The organism is Streptomyces sp. JLSY215, assembly GCF_059682825.1.
Genome location: NZ_CM185022.1, coordinates 7,799,275 through 7,815,826, shown reverse-complemented (window position 1 = coordinate 7,815,826; position 16,552 = coordinate 7,799,275). Strand labels below are relative to the sequence as shown.

Sequence of the window (16,552 nt, the reverse complement as noted above, 5' to 3'; positions counted from 1 at the left end):
TGAAAGCTCGAAGAGAACGGTGAAGTGAGCGAGGCGGTCCTGAGCCCCTGCTCCAGGGCTCTCCGGATCGCAACACAACTCCGTGCGCCCGGGAATACCGCCTCTCACCTGCGGAGAAGGAAACGGGAAACAGCAACATTCGCCTTGTCCGTCCGGCCGGGGTTGCCGCAGGCTTTCGAGCGGCAACCCCGCACCTGGATGGATGGTTATGGAGGTTCCCGTGCCACAGCCGTCCGCCGAGTTCGGCGAAGAACTGAGGAAGCGACGTCTGGACGCAGGACTCAGCCTCACCGCACTGTCCACTGCCGTGCACTACAGCAAGGCACAGCTGAGCAAGGTGGAACGAGGCATCAAGGCGCCCAGCCGTGATCTCGCCCGGCTCTGCGACGCCGCCCTCCGGGCCGGCGGAGCACTGATCGCCCTGGTCGCCACGTCCGTTTCCGGCGTACCGGATGGACCGGCAGCAGGCGGAATCGACGAGGAGGAGTGGACGATGCAGTTGTCACCGGACGGCTCGGGCCGGTTCCAGCCCGTGGGCCGACGCCAGGTCGTGAGCGCCGGCGCCGCCTCGTTGATGAGTTGGCGTACCGGCAGTCAGGGCCCGGTCTCGCCCGCCACGGGTGCCGGAATGTTGGAAGCGTCCCGCTCCCTGTTCACGCACTATCGGCGGCTCGGCCAGACCGTCGAGCCCGGCTTCCTCCTGCCTGGGCTGATCGCGCAGACCCACACGCTGCGGGAACTGTCGGCGCATGCCGATGCCCGCACCCGCCAGGGACTGCTCGCGCTCGGCTCCAGGTACGCCGAATACATCGGCTGGTTGGTGCAGGAGACCGGAGACGAACAGGCGGCACTGTGGTGGACCCAGCGTGCGGTGGACCTTGCGGCCGCAGGCGGTGACCGGGCACTCGCCGGATATGCGCTGGTCCGCCGGGCGTTGGTCACGCTGTACCAGGACGACGCCGAACAGACGGTCGCTCTGGCGCAGCGGGCACAGAGCGGCACTCTGCCGCCCCGGATCCGCGGTCTCGCCGCACAGCGCGAGGCGCAGGGCCACGCACTCGCAGGCGACCGCGCCGCCTGTCAGTGTGCCCTGGACCGAGCCCGGGCGCTGCTCGCCCGCCAGGCGGACGACGCAGACGCACCGGTGATCGGCAGCATGCACCTGCCCGATTCCGTCGGCATGGTCACCGGCTGGTGTCTGTTCGACCTGGGTCGCCCGCAGGAGGCGGCCGAAGAGCTGGACCGCCAGCTCGCGAGAGTCTCGCCCGACGCGGTACGCACGCAGGTGCGTTACGGCGTGCGCCGGGCGCTCGCCTTCGCGACGGACGGCGAGATCGACCATGCCTGCACATTGACGGAGGAACTGCTCGACGGAGTTGCGGCCGTACGGTCAGCGACCGTCACGCTCGATCTCCGACGTCTCGCGCGCGTCCTTGCCCGCCACTCGGATCACACTTCGGTGCGTCAACTGTCCCCGAGGCTCGGCACGTTATCCCGCTACGCCCCTTCCTGAGGAGGAACTCACGATGACCGATGTGTTCATCAACTACCGGACAGGCGACGGCAACGACACCGCCGCCCTGATCGACAACGAGCTTTCCAACCGTTTCGGGAAGGAACGCACCTTCCGCGCCTCGAAGTCCATCCCTCCGGGCACCGCGTACCCCGATGCCCTGCTGACGAGCTTGCGCCGCAGCGCGCTGCTGCTGGCAGTGATCGGGCCCGACTGGACCAACTTCCGGTCCAGGCTGCGCGCCCCGGAGGACTGGGTACGGAAGGAGATCCTGGAGGCGTTCGCCTGCGGACTACCGGTGATCCCCGTCCTGGCCGGCAGGACTACCGAGCGCCTGAAGAAGGATGACCTGCCGGACGAACTGGCGCGACTGGCCGAACTACAGTCCGTACGCCTGGACACCCAGAACGCCGAAGCCGATCTGAAGCGCCTCGGTGACCTGGTCGCCGAGATGGTTCCCGAGCTGCATGACCGCGAGCACGCCGACACACCGACCGCCGAACCGGGCTCCGTGTCCAACTCGGCCGACGGCGTCCACGGACCGGCCGTACAAAGCCGGGACTTCACCGGAGACGTCGGTGGCACCGTCATCAAGGGGACCGGCGGGACCGTGCATTCCGGCAACGGCAACATCTATCAGAATTCCCGCCATGTGTCGGGTGACCGTCACTACTCGGGTGACGGCATGACGAACGTCGAAGGCGACCATCACGGTGACATCCGGCACCGGTTCGGTGCACCGGGGCGGCACGAGGACGACGAGCGGTGAACGAAACGTTCACGCGGGTCGAACGTACCAGCGGCTCGGTGCATGCCGGCCACGGCAACATCTACAACCACTACTACACCTCCACCGGCCCGTTGAAGCAGGGGATCGCCGGCCCGAGTCCCCGCCGTATTGCGGATGACCAGCTTCGTCTGCTCAGGCAGCGGTTCGTCGACCCCGAAGGCATGGGCGAGGCACGCCGCCTCCTGGCAGAGCACAGCACCGTGATCCTGCACGGCCCTCAGGGCAGCGGCAGAACTGCCGCGGCACGCGTCCTCCTGTACGAGCTTCACCAAGCCAACGGGATTTTCCGCGAATTGCTGCCCGGCGACCCGGAGGAAGCCACTCTCACAGATGCCGGGCTGGTCGGCCCCGGTGACCGGCTGCTGCTGGACCTTGCCGAAGCCGAAGACATCCGATGGAGGAGGAATCGCAGGGACCTGTCTGCGCTCCGCAAGGCCGTTCAGGAGCAGCAGGCACATCTGGTGGTCGTCATGCCGTACGACTGCACTCTGGAATCCGACCTCCAGTTCTACCGGGCCGAGATCAAACCTCCTCCGGCCCAGGAGGTGTTCCGACGCCACCTACGGCTCCACCAGATTCCGCCCGAGGACTACCTGCAATCCGCGCCCGCATGGTCGGACTTCCTGAACGAGCGCTGTTCTCTCGAGGAGATCGCGGACTTCGCCGACCGCGTGCGACGGGCCCGTACAGCACATCCACCACGCGATGATTTCGCCGGCTGGTGCGAGCAGGCCCGCGACGCCCGGAAGACCTGGCGGAAGGAGGTCGCCGATCTCGTCGCCGAAAAGCGCGAGGCACCGCAGCGGGCATTGCTGCTCACCACGGCCATGCTGCACGGCGCGCACGCCGACGTCATCCACCACGCTGCCGCACTGCTGCTCTGCACGTTCAAGGCCCCTCAGGACGAGGTTCCCTTACTCGAAGGCAAGGACCTCGCCGAGCGCCTGAAGGAGATCTCCGCGTCGGCCGGACCGGACGGCCACGTACGGTTCAACAGGCTGGACTTAGACGCCGCCGTACGCGCCCATTTCTGGGACCACATGCCCGACCTCAGGCGCCTTCTCAGCACCTGGACCGCTCGCAGCACGGAGCGAAGTGATCCGCACCTCACCCCGGACCTCCGCAATGAGCTGGTGAAACGCCTCGCCGACCAGTACCTGCGCACCGGGCAGTGGAAGGAACTGGCGGCCCTGACGGAGGAGTGGGGTGCCAAGGCCACGAGCCCGTCTCTTCTGGAGGCGTCCCTCCACGCGCTCACCCACGGCCTCGACAACAAGCAGTACGGAGGGAACTTCCGGCAGCTGGTCTACACGTGGTGCAAGGAAAAGCAACTGACGGGAGATCTCGCATACGTTCTGCTCCGCGTCTGCACCGAAACGATCGCGCCGACCCATCCCGACCAGGCAATAGTCCGGCTCCACCACCTCGCCCGCCGTGAGCGCGGGTCCACCCCCGCGCTGGACGCTCTGTGCGATTTGGTGGCGACGAGCAGCCGGCTCAGGCGCCGCATGCTCGAGCGCCTCACCCGGAGTTCGTCCGCCCCAGCTCGCGACGCCCGGCTCTTCCTGAAGATTTGCGACCCGGTGCCGCTCACGGACCCCGGCAGCGCACCCCGCGCTCTGGTGGACGAGGACTACGTTCAAGGTTGCGTGATCATCGGCTGGCGGGAGGTGCTCGCCCAGCTGCCGTGGCCGCACTGGCAACCGTTCGCGCAGCGCTGGCTGCACACTGCCGCCGGCGCCGGCAACCGCCGTGACCTCCTACTCGACCTGCTGGTCAACGCCGCCGGCCGGAACGGCAAGCAGCTCGCGGCGCTGTACTCCGTGGCCCGCGCAGCGGAACCCACCACCGCGGGCGGCCCAGAACTCGGCGTCGACACAACCGATCGCCTGCTCCAGAAGATCTCCGCGGCACAGGGGCTCCGCCCGTCGGCCGCATCATCTCGACCGGCACCACCCAGGGGGACGACACCGTGACGACCGGCTGCAAGACAACAACCGTCTTTCTCACCATCCTGTGCGCTCTGCTGATGACAATCCTCGGCCTGGTGCAGAAATGGCATACCTGGGCGTGGGGCGCACTGGCCGTTCTCCTGGTGTGCGTGCCCGCGGCAGCTTTCAAGATCGCCGCGGCGCGGCGCGTCGGCTCCGTACCCGTCGACGTCGAGGAGCAACACACCGCGTTGCCCATCGCACGCAGGGAGCACCGCGTCAGCCTCGTAGCCCTGCCCAGCCAATGGCCCGACTACGACTTCCTGTTCTCCGCGACCGTACGGTGGTACCCCCTCGAAGCCAACAGCGACCCCGTCGTCAACCCGGCAGGCCTCGCCGTCGAAGCGGTGCTGGACCACGCCCGCGCGATCACGGAACAACGGGAGCCCGGCAGGGTCTCACTTGTCCAGCACGAGCTGAGTGGCGCGCTCAGCAGGATGCGCCCGGATCACACCGGGCACCTCCAGGTCATGGCGGAGGATGTCACGCTCACCTTGCTCGAACATGATCAGGAGCGGTTGGACAAGCTCGCTGAAGTACGCAAGGACAAGGCGGTCTGGGAACACCAGCGGAAGTACGAGCAGAGCAAGCGCGAGTATTTGGGCGAAGACGTGCTCAAGGACACCGGCAGCGCGGTGGTCTGGTGGCTTGCGAAGAACGACGATCACGTGGAAAAGACCGTGGCGGACATCGGACTACTCACCCAGCTCACGTCCGCCGCCAACGACACCGACGTGCCTGAGCGACTGCGGGATTTCCTGCCTCAGCCGCACATCGGGCGACCCGTCCCGGAAGCCGTGGACGGGCCACCCGCTTCCTTCGAACGCGAGCCGACGGCCGCCGACCACTTCGAAGGCTTCCTCACCGGCATGGGCTTCTCGGACGGAGATGTCCGGCGGGGGATGCTGGCCAAGCAGATCGCCGACATCATCAAGACGCAGGACCGGCACGAGACGGCAGAGGAACTGCTGAAAAGGTTCGACCCGCCGGCGAGTTACGCACCGGAGAACGACGCGACCGACGAGACGCCCGGGCACTGACCCCCTTGGAGGAGACACGATGGACAGCGAGTTGGCCTCTCTCGCCGCATCAGGAGCGACCACGTTGGTCTCTCTCATGGTCACCGACTCTTGGGGGCACGCCCGCGAGCTGGTAGGACGGTTCTTCTCCCGTACCGGTGCAGACGGTGCCACGGTCGCAGACCTGGACACTGCCCGGGCCCGTCTGCTTGCCGCCGAGGCTGCGGGCGGTACGCAAACGGCCGACGACATCACCCACCAGTGGCACGCCTACCTACAGCACCTTCTACAGGCTGGCTCCGCCACTGACGCCGACCTACGCGACTTGCTCTCAACCTTGCAGCAGCTCGCGAATGGCCCAGGTACACAACGGGTCACCGTACACAACGACATCAGTGGCGGGGTCCAGCACGGCCCCACCATCCAATCCGGCCGGATCACGGGGCTCACCTTGCACGTCCACCATCCCGCCGCCTCCTCGCAGGACTGACCTACTGCCCTCAGTACCTGGCCAGGCCACCATCCCCCTCGCTTCCTCCGTGTTCGCTGGCGTGATGGCGGGCCAGGGACAAGGTCCAGCCAGGGGGTGCCTGTGCAGGCTCGGGCGGTGGCGATGGTTCTGGCTGCATGGAGAAAGCGCAGCCGCCTCACTACGTGTCGACACCTGCCATCTGCATTCAGGTAGCCGACCCCAAGATCCGGACCGATCATGGACCAACGCTCTGCGGAAAGCGGCCAAAGCCGCCATTTCAGCAGGTCAGCAACCATGTGAGCGCTGTACCACCGGATAACGAAGAACCTTCGCGTCTCCTACTCACCGAAGAAGCTCGGGTTCTTCTAGAACTGGTGGTACCGGAAGCAAGGGCGCCTGACCGGGATCATTTCCTCGTCGGGCGCCTTTTGCCGGGCCCCTCCTGGCGGGGCCCGGATCCCGTCCGCCTGGCGGCCTGCCGTGCCGGGCGAGCGGCCGCCGCCGGGCCGGTGCGTCGCGACCGGCTCGACGCGTGACCGGACTCGCCTCCGCGGACGAGCGCACGCTTACCAACTCCGTTGCCGGCCCCGCGCCTTCGCTACGATCCTCGACACGTGAGGACGACGGGAGCGCTCTGTGGCACGAGTGGTGGGTGTGCACGGGATCGGCCAGCAGCTGAAGGGGGAACGCCAGATCGCAGCGGAGTGGGGTGTCGCACTTGCCGACGGGGTGACCCGCGCCAAGGGGGCCCTTGCCCCTGAGGAGGTCGGCATCGCCTTCTACGGCGACCTGTTCCGGCCTCCGGGCCGAGCCCTGGCGGTCGGCGAGCCGCGCCACACCGCCTCGGACGTCGAACCCGGAATTGAAACGGAGCTGTTGCAGGCCTGGTGGCGTGAGGCCGCCCGGATCGACCCCCGGATTCCCGCACCTGATGCCCGGACACTGGCACGGACCCCGTCATCGGTGCAGGCCGCGCTGCGGACGCTCTCCCGGGTTCCGTTCTTCGCGGACATCGCGTTGCGGGCGATGATCTCCGACCTGAAGCAGGTACGCCGGTATCTGACCGAGCCGGGTCTGCGCGAGCGGGTCTGGGAACGCCTCGACGCCGCCGTCGGCAGCGACACCCGCGTCCTGGTCGCGCACTCGCTCGGCTCGGTGGCCGCATATGAAGCGGCGTGGCACCGCCCGGACTGGCCGGTCACCACCCTGGTCACGATCGGCTCACCGCTGGGCATCAAGGACCTCGTGTTCACGCGGCTGCGTCCGCCGCCGGAGGTCTCCGTCTCGGGCCGGCCCCGGGTCGGCCACTGGCCCGGCGGGGTACGGCAGTGGACCAATGTGGTGGACGGCGGCGACATCGTGGCGCTGCAGAAGGACCTCCGGCCGCTGTTCGGCGATCGGGTCGTGAACCGTCTGGTGCACAACGGGACGCACGCCCACGATGCCCGGCCCTATCTCAGCAGCGAGGACGTGGGTGACGCGGTCCGGGCGGGGCTCGATGACGACGACCGGTGAGCGGGACGCCGGCCGGCGCTATCTGCTGACCACCGCGGTCTGCCGGCATCGCCACCAACAGGACTGGGACCGGCCCGAGTTGACGGAGGACCTGGACCGCATCACCACCCTCTTCACACGCCACTTCGGATACACCCACGTCCCGGTCCTGGGCGTCGATCCCACCAAGGCCGACCTGCTGCGGCAGCTGCGGGCCTTCTGCACCAGTCCGGAGCGACGTCGGACGGACTACCTCGTCGTGTACTTCGCCGGCCATGGCGAAGTACGCGAGGCCACCGGGGAACACCTCCTCGTCACCGCGGACACCGACCCCGCCGACCTGGCCTTCACCGGCCTGCGTACCGAAGAGCTGGGCCGGGTCCTCGTCGATGAGACCGAGGTCCGCCGCATCCTGCTCATCCTGGACACCTGCGACTCGGGATCCGGCGGCGCGCAGGTCGCGGCGAGCGCGGTCGTCATGGACCCGTCGTGGCGGGAGAGCGACGACAGCCGGGGCCTGGTCGTCGTCTCCTCGTCCCAGCCCTATCAGCTCGCCATGCCCGGCGCCTTCACCAGGCGCTTCACCCGCGCCGTGCAGAGCCTGGCGTCGGCCGGGTCCGCTCCCGACGTGCTCCAGATCGGCGCGGTGGTCGACGTCATGCGCGGAACGGGAAAGCCCGAGGCCCAGCAGGTGGTGTGGGACGCGGTGCGGATGACGGGCGAACTCCCCGCGTTTCTGCCCAATCCCCGGCGGGCCGACGATGCCGGCGAGATCGATGGGGTGCTCAGGAGCCAGGCGGACCAAAGGGTGCTGCGCGCCCGGGAGTTCCGGCAGGAGCTCCTGCCCAAGGCACGGGCCGGAGTGCACGACGACGGCTGGCACTTCACCGGCCGGCACGGCGCGCTGCGCACGCTCAGCACATGGCTGCGCACCGCGCGGGCGCCGCAACCGGACACGTCGGGACGGGGAAAGAGTCTTCTGCTCACCGGCGGGCCGGGCTCGGGCAAGTCGGCGGTGCTCGGGCTGTTGGCCGCGTCGGCCCACCCCGACTGGGGCCGGGCCGTTCCGTGGGGCGATCTCGGGCTGCCGCAGGACGCGCTTCCGCCGACCGGCGCCATCGATGCCGCCGTCTACGCGCGGGGGGCCACCGAGGCCGACGTCCTGGCGGCGATCGCCGCGGCTGCCGGTACCCGGGCCGGCTCCGCGGGAGCCCTCATCGAACATCTGCGCAGGTGGGACGAGCCGGTGACGGTGGTGGTGGACGCCCTCGACGAAGCCGCGGACCCGGCGGAGCTCGTCGGGCGGGTACTGAGGCCCCTCCAGGAACACGGCGCGGGCAACGGACTGCGGCTCCTGGTCGGCACCCGGCCGCACCTTCTGCCGCTCTTCGCGCCCGGCACCGCGACCGTCGACCTCGACGCACCGGAGTACCTCGACCCCGACGCCGTGCGCACGCACGTGGAGCGCACGCTGCGGGCGGCGGCACACGGCACCCCCTTCGCCGCCGCGGACCGGGAGCTCGTCGCTTCCGTGGCGGGGGCCGTGGCCGACGCCGCCGGCCGCTCCTTTCTGGTCGCCCGGATCATCACCCAAACCCTGCTGCGGTCGGACCGGTTGCCGGACCCGTCCGACCTCGTATGGCGCGGCTCGCTGCCGAAGCTCCCGGGTGAGGCGATGCGGCGCGACCTGGAACAGCGCTTCGGCGAGGACGCCCGCCGGGTGGTGGACCTGTTGCTCCCGCTGGCCTACGCCGAGGGCCAGGGGCTCCCCTGGGAGAACCTCTGGGCTCCCCTCGCCTCGGCGATCGCCGGTACGCCGTACCGCGACGAGGACATCGTGTGGCTGCGGGAACGCTCCGGGTCCTACCTCGTCGAGGACACCTTCGCCGGCCGGTCGGTCTACCGGATCTTCCATCAGGCGCTCACCGAGTACGTGCGTACGCTCAAGCCTGCGGGCGACGTCCATGCGGCGATCACCGGCGTCCTGCGCGCAAGCGTCGGAAGCCTCCCCGGCGGCGAGTCGCCGCAGCCGGAAGACTGGCGCCGGGCGCATCCCTACATCCGTCACCACTTGGCCGCGCATGCGGCGGCCGGTGGCCAACTGGGCCCGCTCGCCGGCGATCCCCACTTCCTGCTGGCCGCCGAACCCGAGCGGTTGCGCCGAGCGCTCGTCGCGGCGGACATGGAGAGGAGCGCCGGCGCCACCGCCTACCAGGAGTACTCCCTCCAGCAGCGCGGTGACAGCACGCCCGAGCAGCTCTCGTACCTTCTGCTGGCGGCCCGCAGAGCGGGAGCGGCCACGCTGATCCGGCGCATCGAGGAGAGCACGAGCCGTCCGTCCGCAAGGCTGCCCTGGACCACCCTCTGGGCGTGGAGGGACCCGAACTGGCGGGTGCGGCGGATCCTGCAGCATCGCGCCGAGGTGGTCCGGATGACGCCGGCGGAGGACGGCAGGCTGCTGACGCTCGATGCGACCGGTGTCGTACGGGAGTGGCCGCCGACCGCGGAGGCGGCCGAGGCGACCGGTGTCGTCGACATGCCGACCGCGGCCTGGATGGGAGTAGGCGCGGCCGGTGACGCAACGGTGGCCGCTTGGGACGGCGACGAGGTGGTCCTGCGCGGCGCGCTGACCGGCGAGCCCCTTGTCCCGCACAGCAGGCTCGTTCTCCCCCCGCACACCGGCACCGGCTCCAGGGAACGGGGACCCCTGGCCTCACTGGATACCGCTCGGGGCCGCTATGTCGCCGCGCTCTGCTACGAGGACCGGCATCTCGGGACGCCGCAACGGCCCTGCGTCCGTTACGCGGTGTACGTGTGGTTCCTGCCGTGCGACGGTGGACCGCCGCAGCGGTTCGTGCGCGTGCGCGACTACAGGATCCGGGAGTTCTGCGCGCTGGCTCTGGTGGAGGACGCCTCCGCGGGCGTCACGGTCGTGGTCGCGGACACCCATGGAGTGTCCAACCGCCGGATCCGGATCGACCAGGCGCGCCTGATGGTCTGGCATCCGGCCACGCAGTCCGAATACATCCTCAAGGAGCCGGAGGGCGCCAGTTTCTTCTCGCTCCACATGGCGCGTGCCACGGCGTGCGCGGCCGCGCGGATCGGCGCGGAGACACTGGTCGCGCTGGGCACGTCGAAGGGACATGTCATGGTGTGGCGGCTGCGGGACCGGAAGCGGTTGCGCAGTACGCAGACGGGCGCCCCCCACGCGGTGCATCCGTCGCACGCCGGCCTGGCGCGTGGGCCGGTCACGGCGTTGACGCTCGACACGGTGCACGGCCGTCCGGTGCTCGTCTGCGGGCATGCGTTCGGCCGTGTCGAGATGCTCCGCGTCGACTCCGGGGCCGGTCATCCCCTTCCGTTCCCCACCGGGGGTCAGCCCATCACCAGCCTGGCCGTGCTGGACGGCCGGCAACTCTCCATCGCCACGCAGGGAGGAGAGGTGCTGGTGTGCGACGTCCCGGCGCTCAGCAGCGCGTCGTCGACCGCGCGGCGGCAGTTGGCCGTGGCCGCCGCGGACGGCGCTTCCCCCGCTCTGGGCCTGGTTTCCGATGCCGCGGGCAGGGTCGAGGCGTTCGAGGTGTCCGACGGGAAGCCCTACGGTCGGCTGGAGTCGCCGACCGGGGCCGTCGTGAGCCTCCTCCCGCTTCCTACGGCCACGCGGACGTTCGCCTATCTGACCGAGGGGGGCGACCGGCCGGGACTGTGGCGGCCCGACGATCCGACGGGCGGGTTCGCCCCGCGCCACGGCGGCGACGACCGGCCCGCCGAGGTCGGCAAGCTGGCACTCGTGCGGGCGGATACCGTTCTGGCGTGGACACCGGGGGCGTCCACGCGGTCCCCGCAGCAGCTACGAGGGCGGATGTGGCGGTTGGGCGGGGCCGACTCGGCGGAGCCCGTTCCCGAGAGCGCGCGCAGAACTCTCCCGGGCCTGTCCGCCAACGCCACGGTTCTGGCCTCGGCGAGCGGGACCGTGCGGGGCCGGACCCTGACGGTGTTCGCCCTGGAACGGCCCTTCGGCAGGACATTGCAGCTCTGGGACGTCGGCGGCACGGGCACGCTGCTCGGCTCCCTCCGGCTCGGACGGTGTCACCCCTCGGCACTCGCCGTGGGTGCCACGCCGGAAGGCGCAGCGGTGGTCGTCGGCGACAGCGAGGGCGGCGTGGTCCTCTACGACGCCCAGCAGTTGAGGCCGTTGCCGATGCTGCCGGAGCGGCACGCCACCCGCGTCCGGACGGTCGCGCTCGGCGCCGAGGGTTCGTGCGGAGTCCTGGCCTCGGCGGACGAGGACGGCATCCTGCACCTCACGCCGCTGTCCGGCGGGGCCCCTGTGACCCTCGCGCTGGACGAGCCCATCCTGACGCTGGCCGTCGGCGAGGGTGCGACCGTCCTGGCCGTGACGGACTCGGGAGCCGTCGCCCTCACCTGTGACTTCTCGCGAAGTCACCGCGCTTGAGCTGCGTCCGCCGCGAGCGGGCCCGGATCGCGAAAGGCGCCCGACGTGGTCTCCTGCCCGTCAGGCGCCTTCCTGCGCATCGGCAACTGCCCCGGGAATCCGGCTCCGTGGCCGGAATCGGAGCGTCAGCCGCCGCGCCGGTCCCGCCAGTGCTCAGCGGCGGTCCACCGCCGGCACGGAGCGGCCGGCCGGCACCGTGGCGGCGTCATCGGCGCGGGGTTGTCTGCTGCTGCGGTTGAAGACGGTGATCGAGGCCACGATGACCGCGAACCCGATGATCTCCGACACGGTCGGGCGCTGGTTCAGTACGGGCCAGGCGATCAGCCCCGCGGCGATCGGTACGCCGTAGAAGTACGACGCCACCCGGTCCGCGCTCTCCGAACGCATCAGGACGAACAGCAGGCTGAGCGCACCGATCGACACCCCGACCGACATCCACAGTTCCGACAGCAGGAACTTCGGTGTCCACCGGATGACGCCCTGCTCGAAGATCAGTCCACCGACGAGCATGACGACGGCCGACGAGCCGGACTGCACGAACCCGTTGATCAGCAGATGCGCACCGGGGTTCTTCATCTGGTAGTAGAACTGTCCGGTGGACAGCCCCACCAGGCCGAGGACGCCGAAGGCGATGTTGGTGGGGGTGAGGCCGGACGAGGACTCCAGGCCTCGGTACACCGTAATGGCGACACCGACGACGCCGCCGATCAACGCCAGCACCGACAGCAGCCGGACCTTCCGCGCGGTCACGACGGAGACCATCAGCCACACCAGAATGGGCTGCAGCGCGATGATCAGCGCCGAGACCGCGGGCGTCATGCCGTGGTAGAGCGCGTAGAACACCCCGACGGAGAACACACCCTGGAGCAGGATGCCGCTGAGGATGAGATGGACATAGCCCGAGCGCGGCCAGCTGACCCTGAGGCACATGATCAGGACGAACAGGATGACCGCGGTCGCGCCGAACCGGATGGCCAGGTAGTAGAAGGGCTCCGCGTACGGCAGGCCGTAGCGGCCGCCCACAAAACCTGAGCCGTAGAGGATGACGAACACCAACGCGATGAGCGAAACCTTGAGGCTCTTGGTCTCGCCGGTCACTGGTGCATTCCCACCTTGGAGTCGAAGGTGACCACGGTGGTGTGCGGACGCATCGCGCCCGGCACCGGCGGGGTGCCGACGAGTCGGCCGGCCAGCTCGTATTCGTTCACCAGGCCCACGATCTCGTTCTTCAGCACCGCGATCGCCTTGGGGTAGTCGGCGTCGTCCACGGCGAGCCGCGCGCTGGGCGCGGCAGATCGGGACGACTTCTGCAGCATGCTGATGCCGAATATCCGCGACAGAATGCGCCCCAGGATCACGACCTTGTCCTGCGAAGGCGCGTCGGCGATATGGCTGAGGTTGATGTCGGTGAGGTGGCCGAACGCGTCCTCCAGATATCCGAACCGGCCGAGGAACTCCAGCGGCGACCGGAGTCCGGATTCCCGGAACCGACGCAGGAACAGCTGGGCCAGATGCTGGCACAGCAGATCGTTCGTGCCGTCGAAAACGGTGTAGACGCGCGCGTCGAGCAGGGCGTAGGCGGCGATATTGTCCGGCGCGCCCGTCCGGTATCCCTCGCCGCCGCACAACTGCTGGTAGTCGATGGCCGATTCCAGCATGAGTTCGGAAGACAGCACCTTGGTCGCGAGTGAGGCGAACATGCTGTCTTCGAGGTCGGTGGTGTAGTCCTCCGCCAGCATGAGATGCCGGTACAGCGCATTGCACACGACATAGCTCTGCTGGATGCGATTGACCTTGTACCGCACATAGTCGATGTCGTGCAGTGTGCCGTCACCGATCTTCCGTGTGCTGACCTGGCGCAGCGACTCCTTGGTCAGCCGGCGCAGGAAGCCGCTGGCCATGGCGGCCTTGCTGAAGCGGGACGCGCACAGGATCTCGGCGGCGTCGCCGAGGCCCTCCCTGGTCTTGGTGAGCCGGTAGTGGCGCGGCACCCGCAGGTCCAGGGTGTTCAGTCCGTATCCGAGGTTCTTCAGCCCCAGGCTGTCGTAGACCTCGGTGGTCACGAATCCGCCGTCGGACCGTCTGTGGGCGAAGTAGGCGAACTCCTTGCGCTCGGGATGCTTGGCGCAGATGATCCACCAGTCCGCCTGCTCGCTGAACGCCTGCCAGTGCTTGGTTCCGGTGACCCGGTACGTGTCACCGTCGTCGTGATACGTGGTCTTCATGCGCGCGAGGTTCGAGCCGCTGCCCGGTTCGGTGAAGGCGAGACCGCCGATGACGGGATTGCGGGCGAAGTCGTCGAAGACCTCTTTCTTCAGCGCGTCATCACCGCCGGACGCCACGTTGCGGAGGAAGAGGACGGTCACGATCATCGTGTACATACCGAGCGGCAGATTGCGCTCGGACATGATTTCAATGACCTCGCACATCTCCCGGTGGCTTTCCCGGCCACCGTACTTGCGCGGGATGGCCGGTAAGTAGATGCCTAACTCGACCAGCTTGCGCAGGTTTTCCCTGGACAGCGGCTCCTGCGGCAGCCGGGCGCTGTCGAACTCGTCGATACTGCGCCGAAAATTGTCCAGGAACTCGGACGAATCGAGGTCGGCCAAAGCGTTGCGTGAGATGCTCAAGGTAAGGGTCCCGTCTCGGCTGGCGGATTGATGTGGGTACTACAGCGCGCTCAGTTCGGCTCGCAGGTGGTCCGGGATGCTCGCGGTGGCTTCCCTTTCGTAATCGAAATGGACCATGACGCAGGTGCCGTGGGCGACTTCGGCGCCCTTCTGCGTGGCGGTCTGCTCGATGGTGATCGAGGTGTTCCCGACCTTCGCCACCTTCGTCTCGATGACGACGTCGACGGACGCGAAGATCTGCCGGGTGAAGTCGATCTCGTACCGGCGCAGGATGAGCGCGAGGTCGCGCATGTTCGCTTCTTTGCTGAACAGTCGGAAAATCGGCAACCGACCATGCTCGAACCAGACCGGCACTGCGGAGTTCGTGACATGGCCGAGCACATCGACTTCGGAGAAGCGCGGCGAAATGGTCACCTTCACGTTCTGCCCCTCAATGATGCATTTGTTCGAGTTGTTGACAGTGTCTCATCACTGACCTTCCGCCCGTTGGTATACCAAGATCCCTTTAGCTGTGACTTGTGACACGGATGTCTACTCCTGGGGCGCAGTGCCACGGGACCGTCCATGGGGAGCCTGAACGAGCGCCATCGCTCGTGGAGTTGGAGGCTCATGGGCACTACGAGGGCGGCCGGACGACGGCCTGGCTTCCGGCCGCCTCAGCGGCCGGGCGACGCCGGGCGCCCCTTGCCGGTCTCCCGGCGAAGCCCGGCCACCGCCCATTTCGCCTGCGTGGACAGCCGGCTGAGCGCCTTCGCCGACTCCTTGCCGATCGTGTCCAGCAGGAGCCTGCCGTGCGCCATCGTCGCGCGGGCGAGTTCCTCGTCACCCGCCTCGGCCGCGGCGAGCGTCAGCTCCAGATGCTGCTCCGTGATCAGCCGGCCGAGCCCCCGGCGGTGCCACTGGGCAACCGCTCCGTCGGGCGTGGCCCCCTCGACGCCGACCGCCGCCCGTGCCCGCTCCAGCGCCCGCCCCGCTGCCGCGAGGTCGCCCTTCCGGCGCTCCAGGCGGGCAAGGACGTACGCCTCCGACGCCCGGTCCCACGCCGTGTCCTGCAGCGAGAGAAGGTTGAACTGGGCGCGGGCCGCCTGTGCGTGATCGCCGATGCGCTCCAGCGCCCGGCTCAGCTCCCGGAGCCGGTCCGCGTCCGGGCCCGTGTCGTCCAGCAGGCGGATGAGCGCGACCCGGGCGTGCTCGACACGACCCTGCCGGTGAGCCAGCTCGACCCAGGTGAACTCGCTCTCCGCGGCCGCATCCCGCCCGTACCGCTTCGCCTCCTCGGCGCGGGCCCACTCCACGGCTCCGGCGCCGTCGGTGACCTGCCCGGCGGTGGCCGACCGCAGCAGCGGAACGTCCCCGTCCTGCCCGTGCCGCGCCACCAGCACCGCGGCCAGCCGCCGCTCCTCGAACCGCTCGGTCCGCACGGCGTTCTCGTGCTCCAGCAGGAATCGCAGCAGCGGCAGATCCCCGTCACGGCGGTCGTACTGCGCCGCCCGCAGTACCCCCGCCCGCAGCACCGGATCCGCGGCCGCCGCCTCCCGCGCGCCGAGGTCGCCGGAGCGCATCCGCTCCAGCGCCTCCCGTCCCGGAGCGAGGACGACGTCGCGCAGGCACTGCCGGTAGGACTCGTCCAGCCGGTACGCGCAGAGCTCCAGGGAGTTGAGCAGGACGTGGTCCGGCTCGGTGCGCCTGGCGGCCGCCTCCGACAGGGCGAGGAGTTCGACCAGCGGCCGGTCCGGCAGCCCCAGACCGGCGATCAACGCCGCCCGCTGCGCGTCCAGTTCGGGGGCGAACTCCGCCCGCGCTTCGTCGTCCGACGCACCCACTGCGGCGGCCAGGCCCTCCTCGTCGAGCCCGGGGGTGAGGTCTTCGCACCACTCGGGCAGCCGGACCAGCATCTCCAGCGCCTCGCCGACACTGTCGGCGAGCAGCACGGCGTCCCCCTCGGAGGACGCATGGAGCACGGCCGTTCCCCCGCACAGGAAGTACGTGCCGCCGGTGTCGTCGCCGGCGATCGGCTCCAGCGACGCACCGGACGCCAGGTGCACGTCCTCGACGTGGTAGGCCCGGCTCACATCGAAGTTGAACGGAAACGCGGCCAGTTCGGCCAGGTCGGGGCGGGTACGCAAGAGTTCCAGAACGCGGTCGGTCATACGGCCGAACCCTAACGAGGCTCCGGAGTGCGGCCCG

The 16,552-nt window shown here is 69.1% G+C and carries 11 protein-coding genes; 7 read left to right on the top strand and 4 right to left on the bottom strand.

Annotation, left to right across the window (positions count from 1 at the left end):
* Nucleotides 1-220 precede the first annotated feature (220 nt).
* The 7 genes from AC5677_RS34595 to AC5677_RS34565 all read left to right on the top strand — a co-directional run bounded on the left by AC5677_RS34595 (nt 221) and on the right by AC5677_RS34565 (nt 11,735).
* Nucleotides 221-1,513 carry a helix-turn-helix domain-containing protein gene (locus tag AC5677_RS34595; RefSeq protein WP_497191833.1) on the top strand — a complete coding sequence of 431 codons (1,293 nt, stop codon included), beginning with the start codon at nt 221-223 and terminating at the stop codon, nt 1,511-1,513.
* Nucleotides 1,514-1,526: 13 nt separating this feature from the next.
* On the top strand, nt 1,527-2,282 hold the full coding sequence (locus AC5677_RS34590; protein WP_497191832.1) for a toll/interleukin-1 receptor domain-containing protein: 756 nt from the start codon (nt 1,527-1,529) through the stop codon (nt 2,280-2,282).
* On the top strand, nt 2,279-4,279 hold the full coding sequence (locus tag AC5677_RS34585; RefSeq protein ID WP_497191831.1) for a hypothetical protein: 2,001 nt from the start codon (nt 2,279-2,281) through the stop codon (nt 4,277-4,279). The genes AC5677_RS34590 and AC5677_RS34585 overlap by 4 nt, the downstream gene beginning before the upstream one ends.
* On the top strand, nt 4,276-5,334 hold the full coding sequence (locus tag AC5677_RS34580; RefSeq protein WP_497191830.1) for a hypothetical protein: 1,059 nt from the start codon (nt 4,276-4,278) through the stop codon (nt 5,332-5,334). Before AC5677_RS34585 ends, AC5677_RS34580 begins: the two co-directional genes overlap by 4 nt.
* A 19-nt stretch (nt 5,335-5,353) precedes the next feature.
* Entirely contained in the window at nt 5,354-5,803 is a 450-nt protein-coding gene (locus AC5677_RS34575; RefSeq protein WP_497191829.1) for a hypothetical protein, read from the top strand.
* A 618-nt stretch (nt 5,804-6,421) separates the two neighbouring features.
* On the top strand, nt 6,422-7,300 hold the full coding sequence (locus tag AC5677_RS34570; RefSeq protein ID WP_497191828.1) for a hypothetical protein: 879 nt from the start codon (nt 6,422-6,424) through the stop codon (nt 7,298-7,300).
* A complete protein-coding gene (locus AC5677_RS34565; RefSeq protein ID WP_497191827.1) occupies nt 7,284-11,735 on the top strand; it encodes a caspase family protein in 4,452 nt (1,483 codons plus the stop codon). The genes AC5677_RS34570 and AC5677_RS34565 overlap by 17 nt, the downstream gene beginning before the upstream one ends.
* Before the next feature lie 153 nt (nt 11,736-11,888).
* Here AC5677_RS34565 and AC5677_RS34560 read toward each other — a convergent pair whose 3' ends face one another.
* The 4 genes from AC5677_RS34560 to AC5677_RS34545 all read right to left on the bottom strand — a co-directional run bounded on the left by AC5677_RS34560 (nt 11,889) and on the right by AC5677_RS34545 (nt 16,515).
* Nucleotides 11,889-12,833 (bottom strand): DMT family transporter, encoded by a 945-nt coding sequence (locus AC5677_RS34560; protein WP_497191826.1) that lies wholly within the window; start codon nt 12,831-12,833, stop codon nt 11,889-11,891.
* Complete coding sequence (locus AC5677_RS34555; protein WP_497191825.1) at nt 12,830-14,365, bottom strand: acyl-CoA dehydrogenase family protein; 1,536 nt, start codon at nt 14,363-14,365, stop codon at nt 12,830-12,832. The genes AC5677_RS34560 and AC5677_RS34555 overlap by 4 nt, the downstream gene beginning before the upstream one ends.
* A gap of 39 nt (nt 14,366-14,404) precedes the next feature.
* Entirely contained in the window at nt 14,405-14,785 is a 381-nt protein-coding gene (locus AC5677_RS34550; protein ID WP_497191824.1) for an acyl-CoA thioesterase, read from the bottom strand.
* A gap of 236 nt (nt 14,786-15,021) precedes the next feature.
* Nucleotides 15,022-16,515, bottom strand: coding sequence for a hypothetical protein (locus AC5677_RS34545; protein WP_497191823.1), 1,494 nt, complete (start codon nt 16,513-16,515; stop codon nt 15,022-15,024).
* Nucleotides 16,516-16,552 lie beyond the last annotated feature (37 nt).

What these genes read in the sequence shown, in the direction of transcription:
- AC5677_RS34565 (WP_497191827.1), top strand. Translation starts at nt 7,284, where the DNA reads ATGACGACGACCGGTGAGCGGGACGCCGGCCGGCGCTATCTGCTGACC.
- AC5677_RS34575 (WP_497191829.1), top strand. Translation starts at nt 5,354, where the DNA reads ATGGACAGCGAGTTGGCCTCTCTCGCCGCATCAGGAGCGACCACGTTG.
- AC5677_RS34590 (WP_497191832.1), top strand. Translation starts at nt 1,527, where the DNA reads ATGACCGATGTGTTCATCAACTACCGGACAGGCGACGGCAACGACACC.
- AC5677_RS34545 (WP_497191823.1), bottom strand. Translation starts at nt 16,515, where the DNA reads ATGACCGACCGCGTTCTGGAACTCTTGCGTACCCGCCCCGACCTGGCC.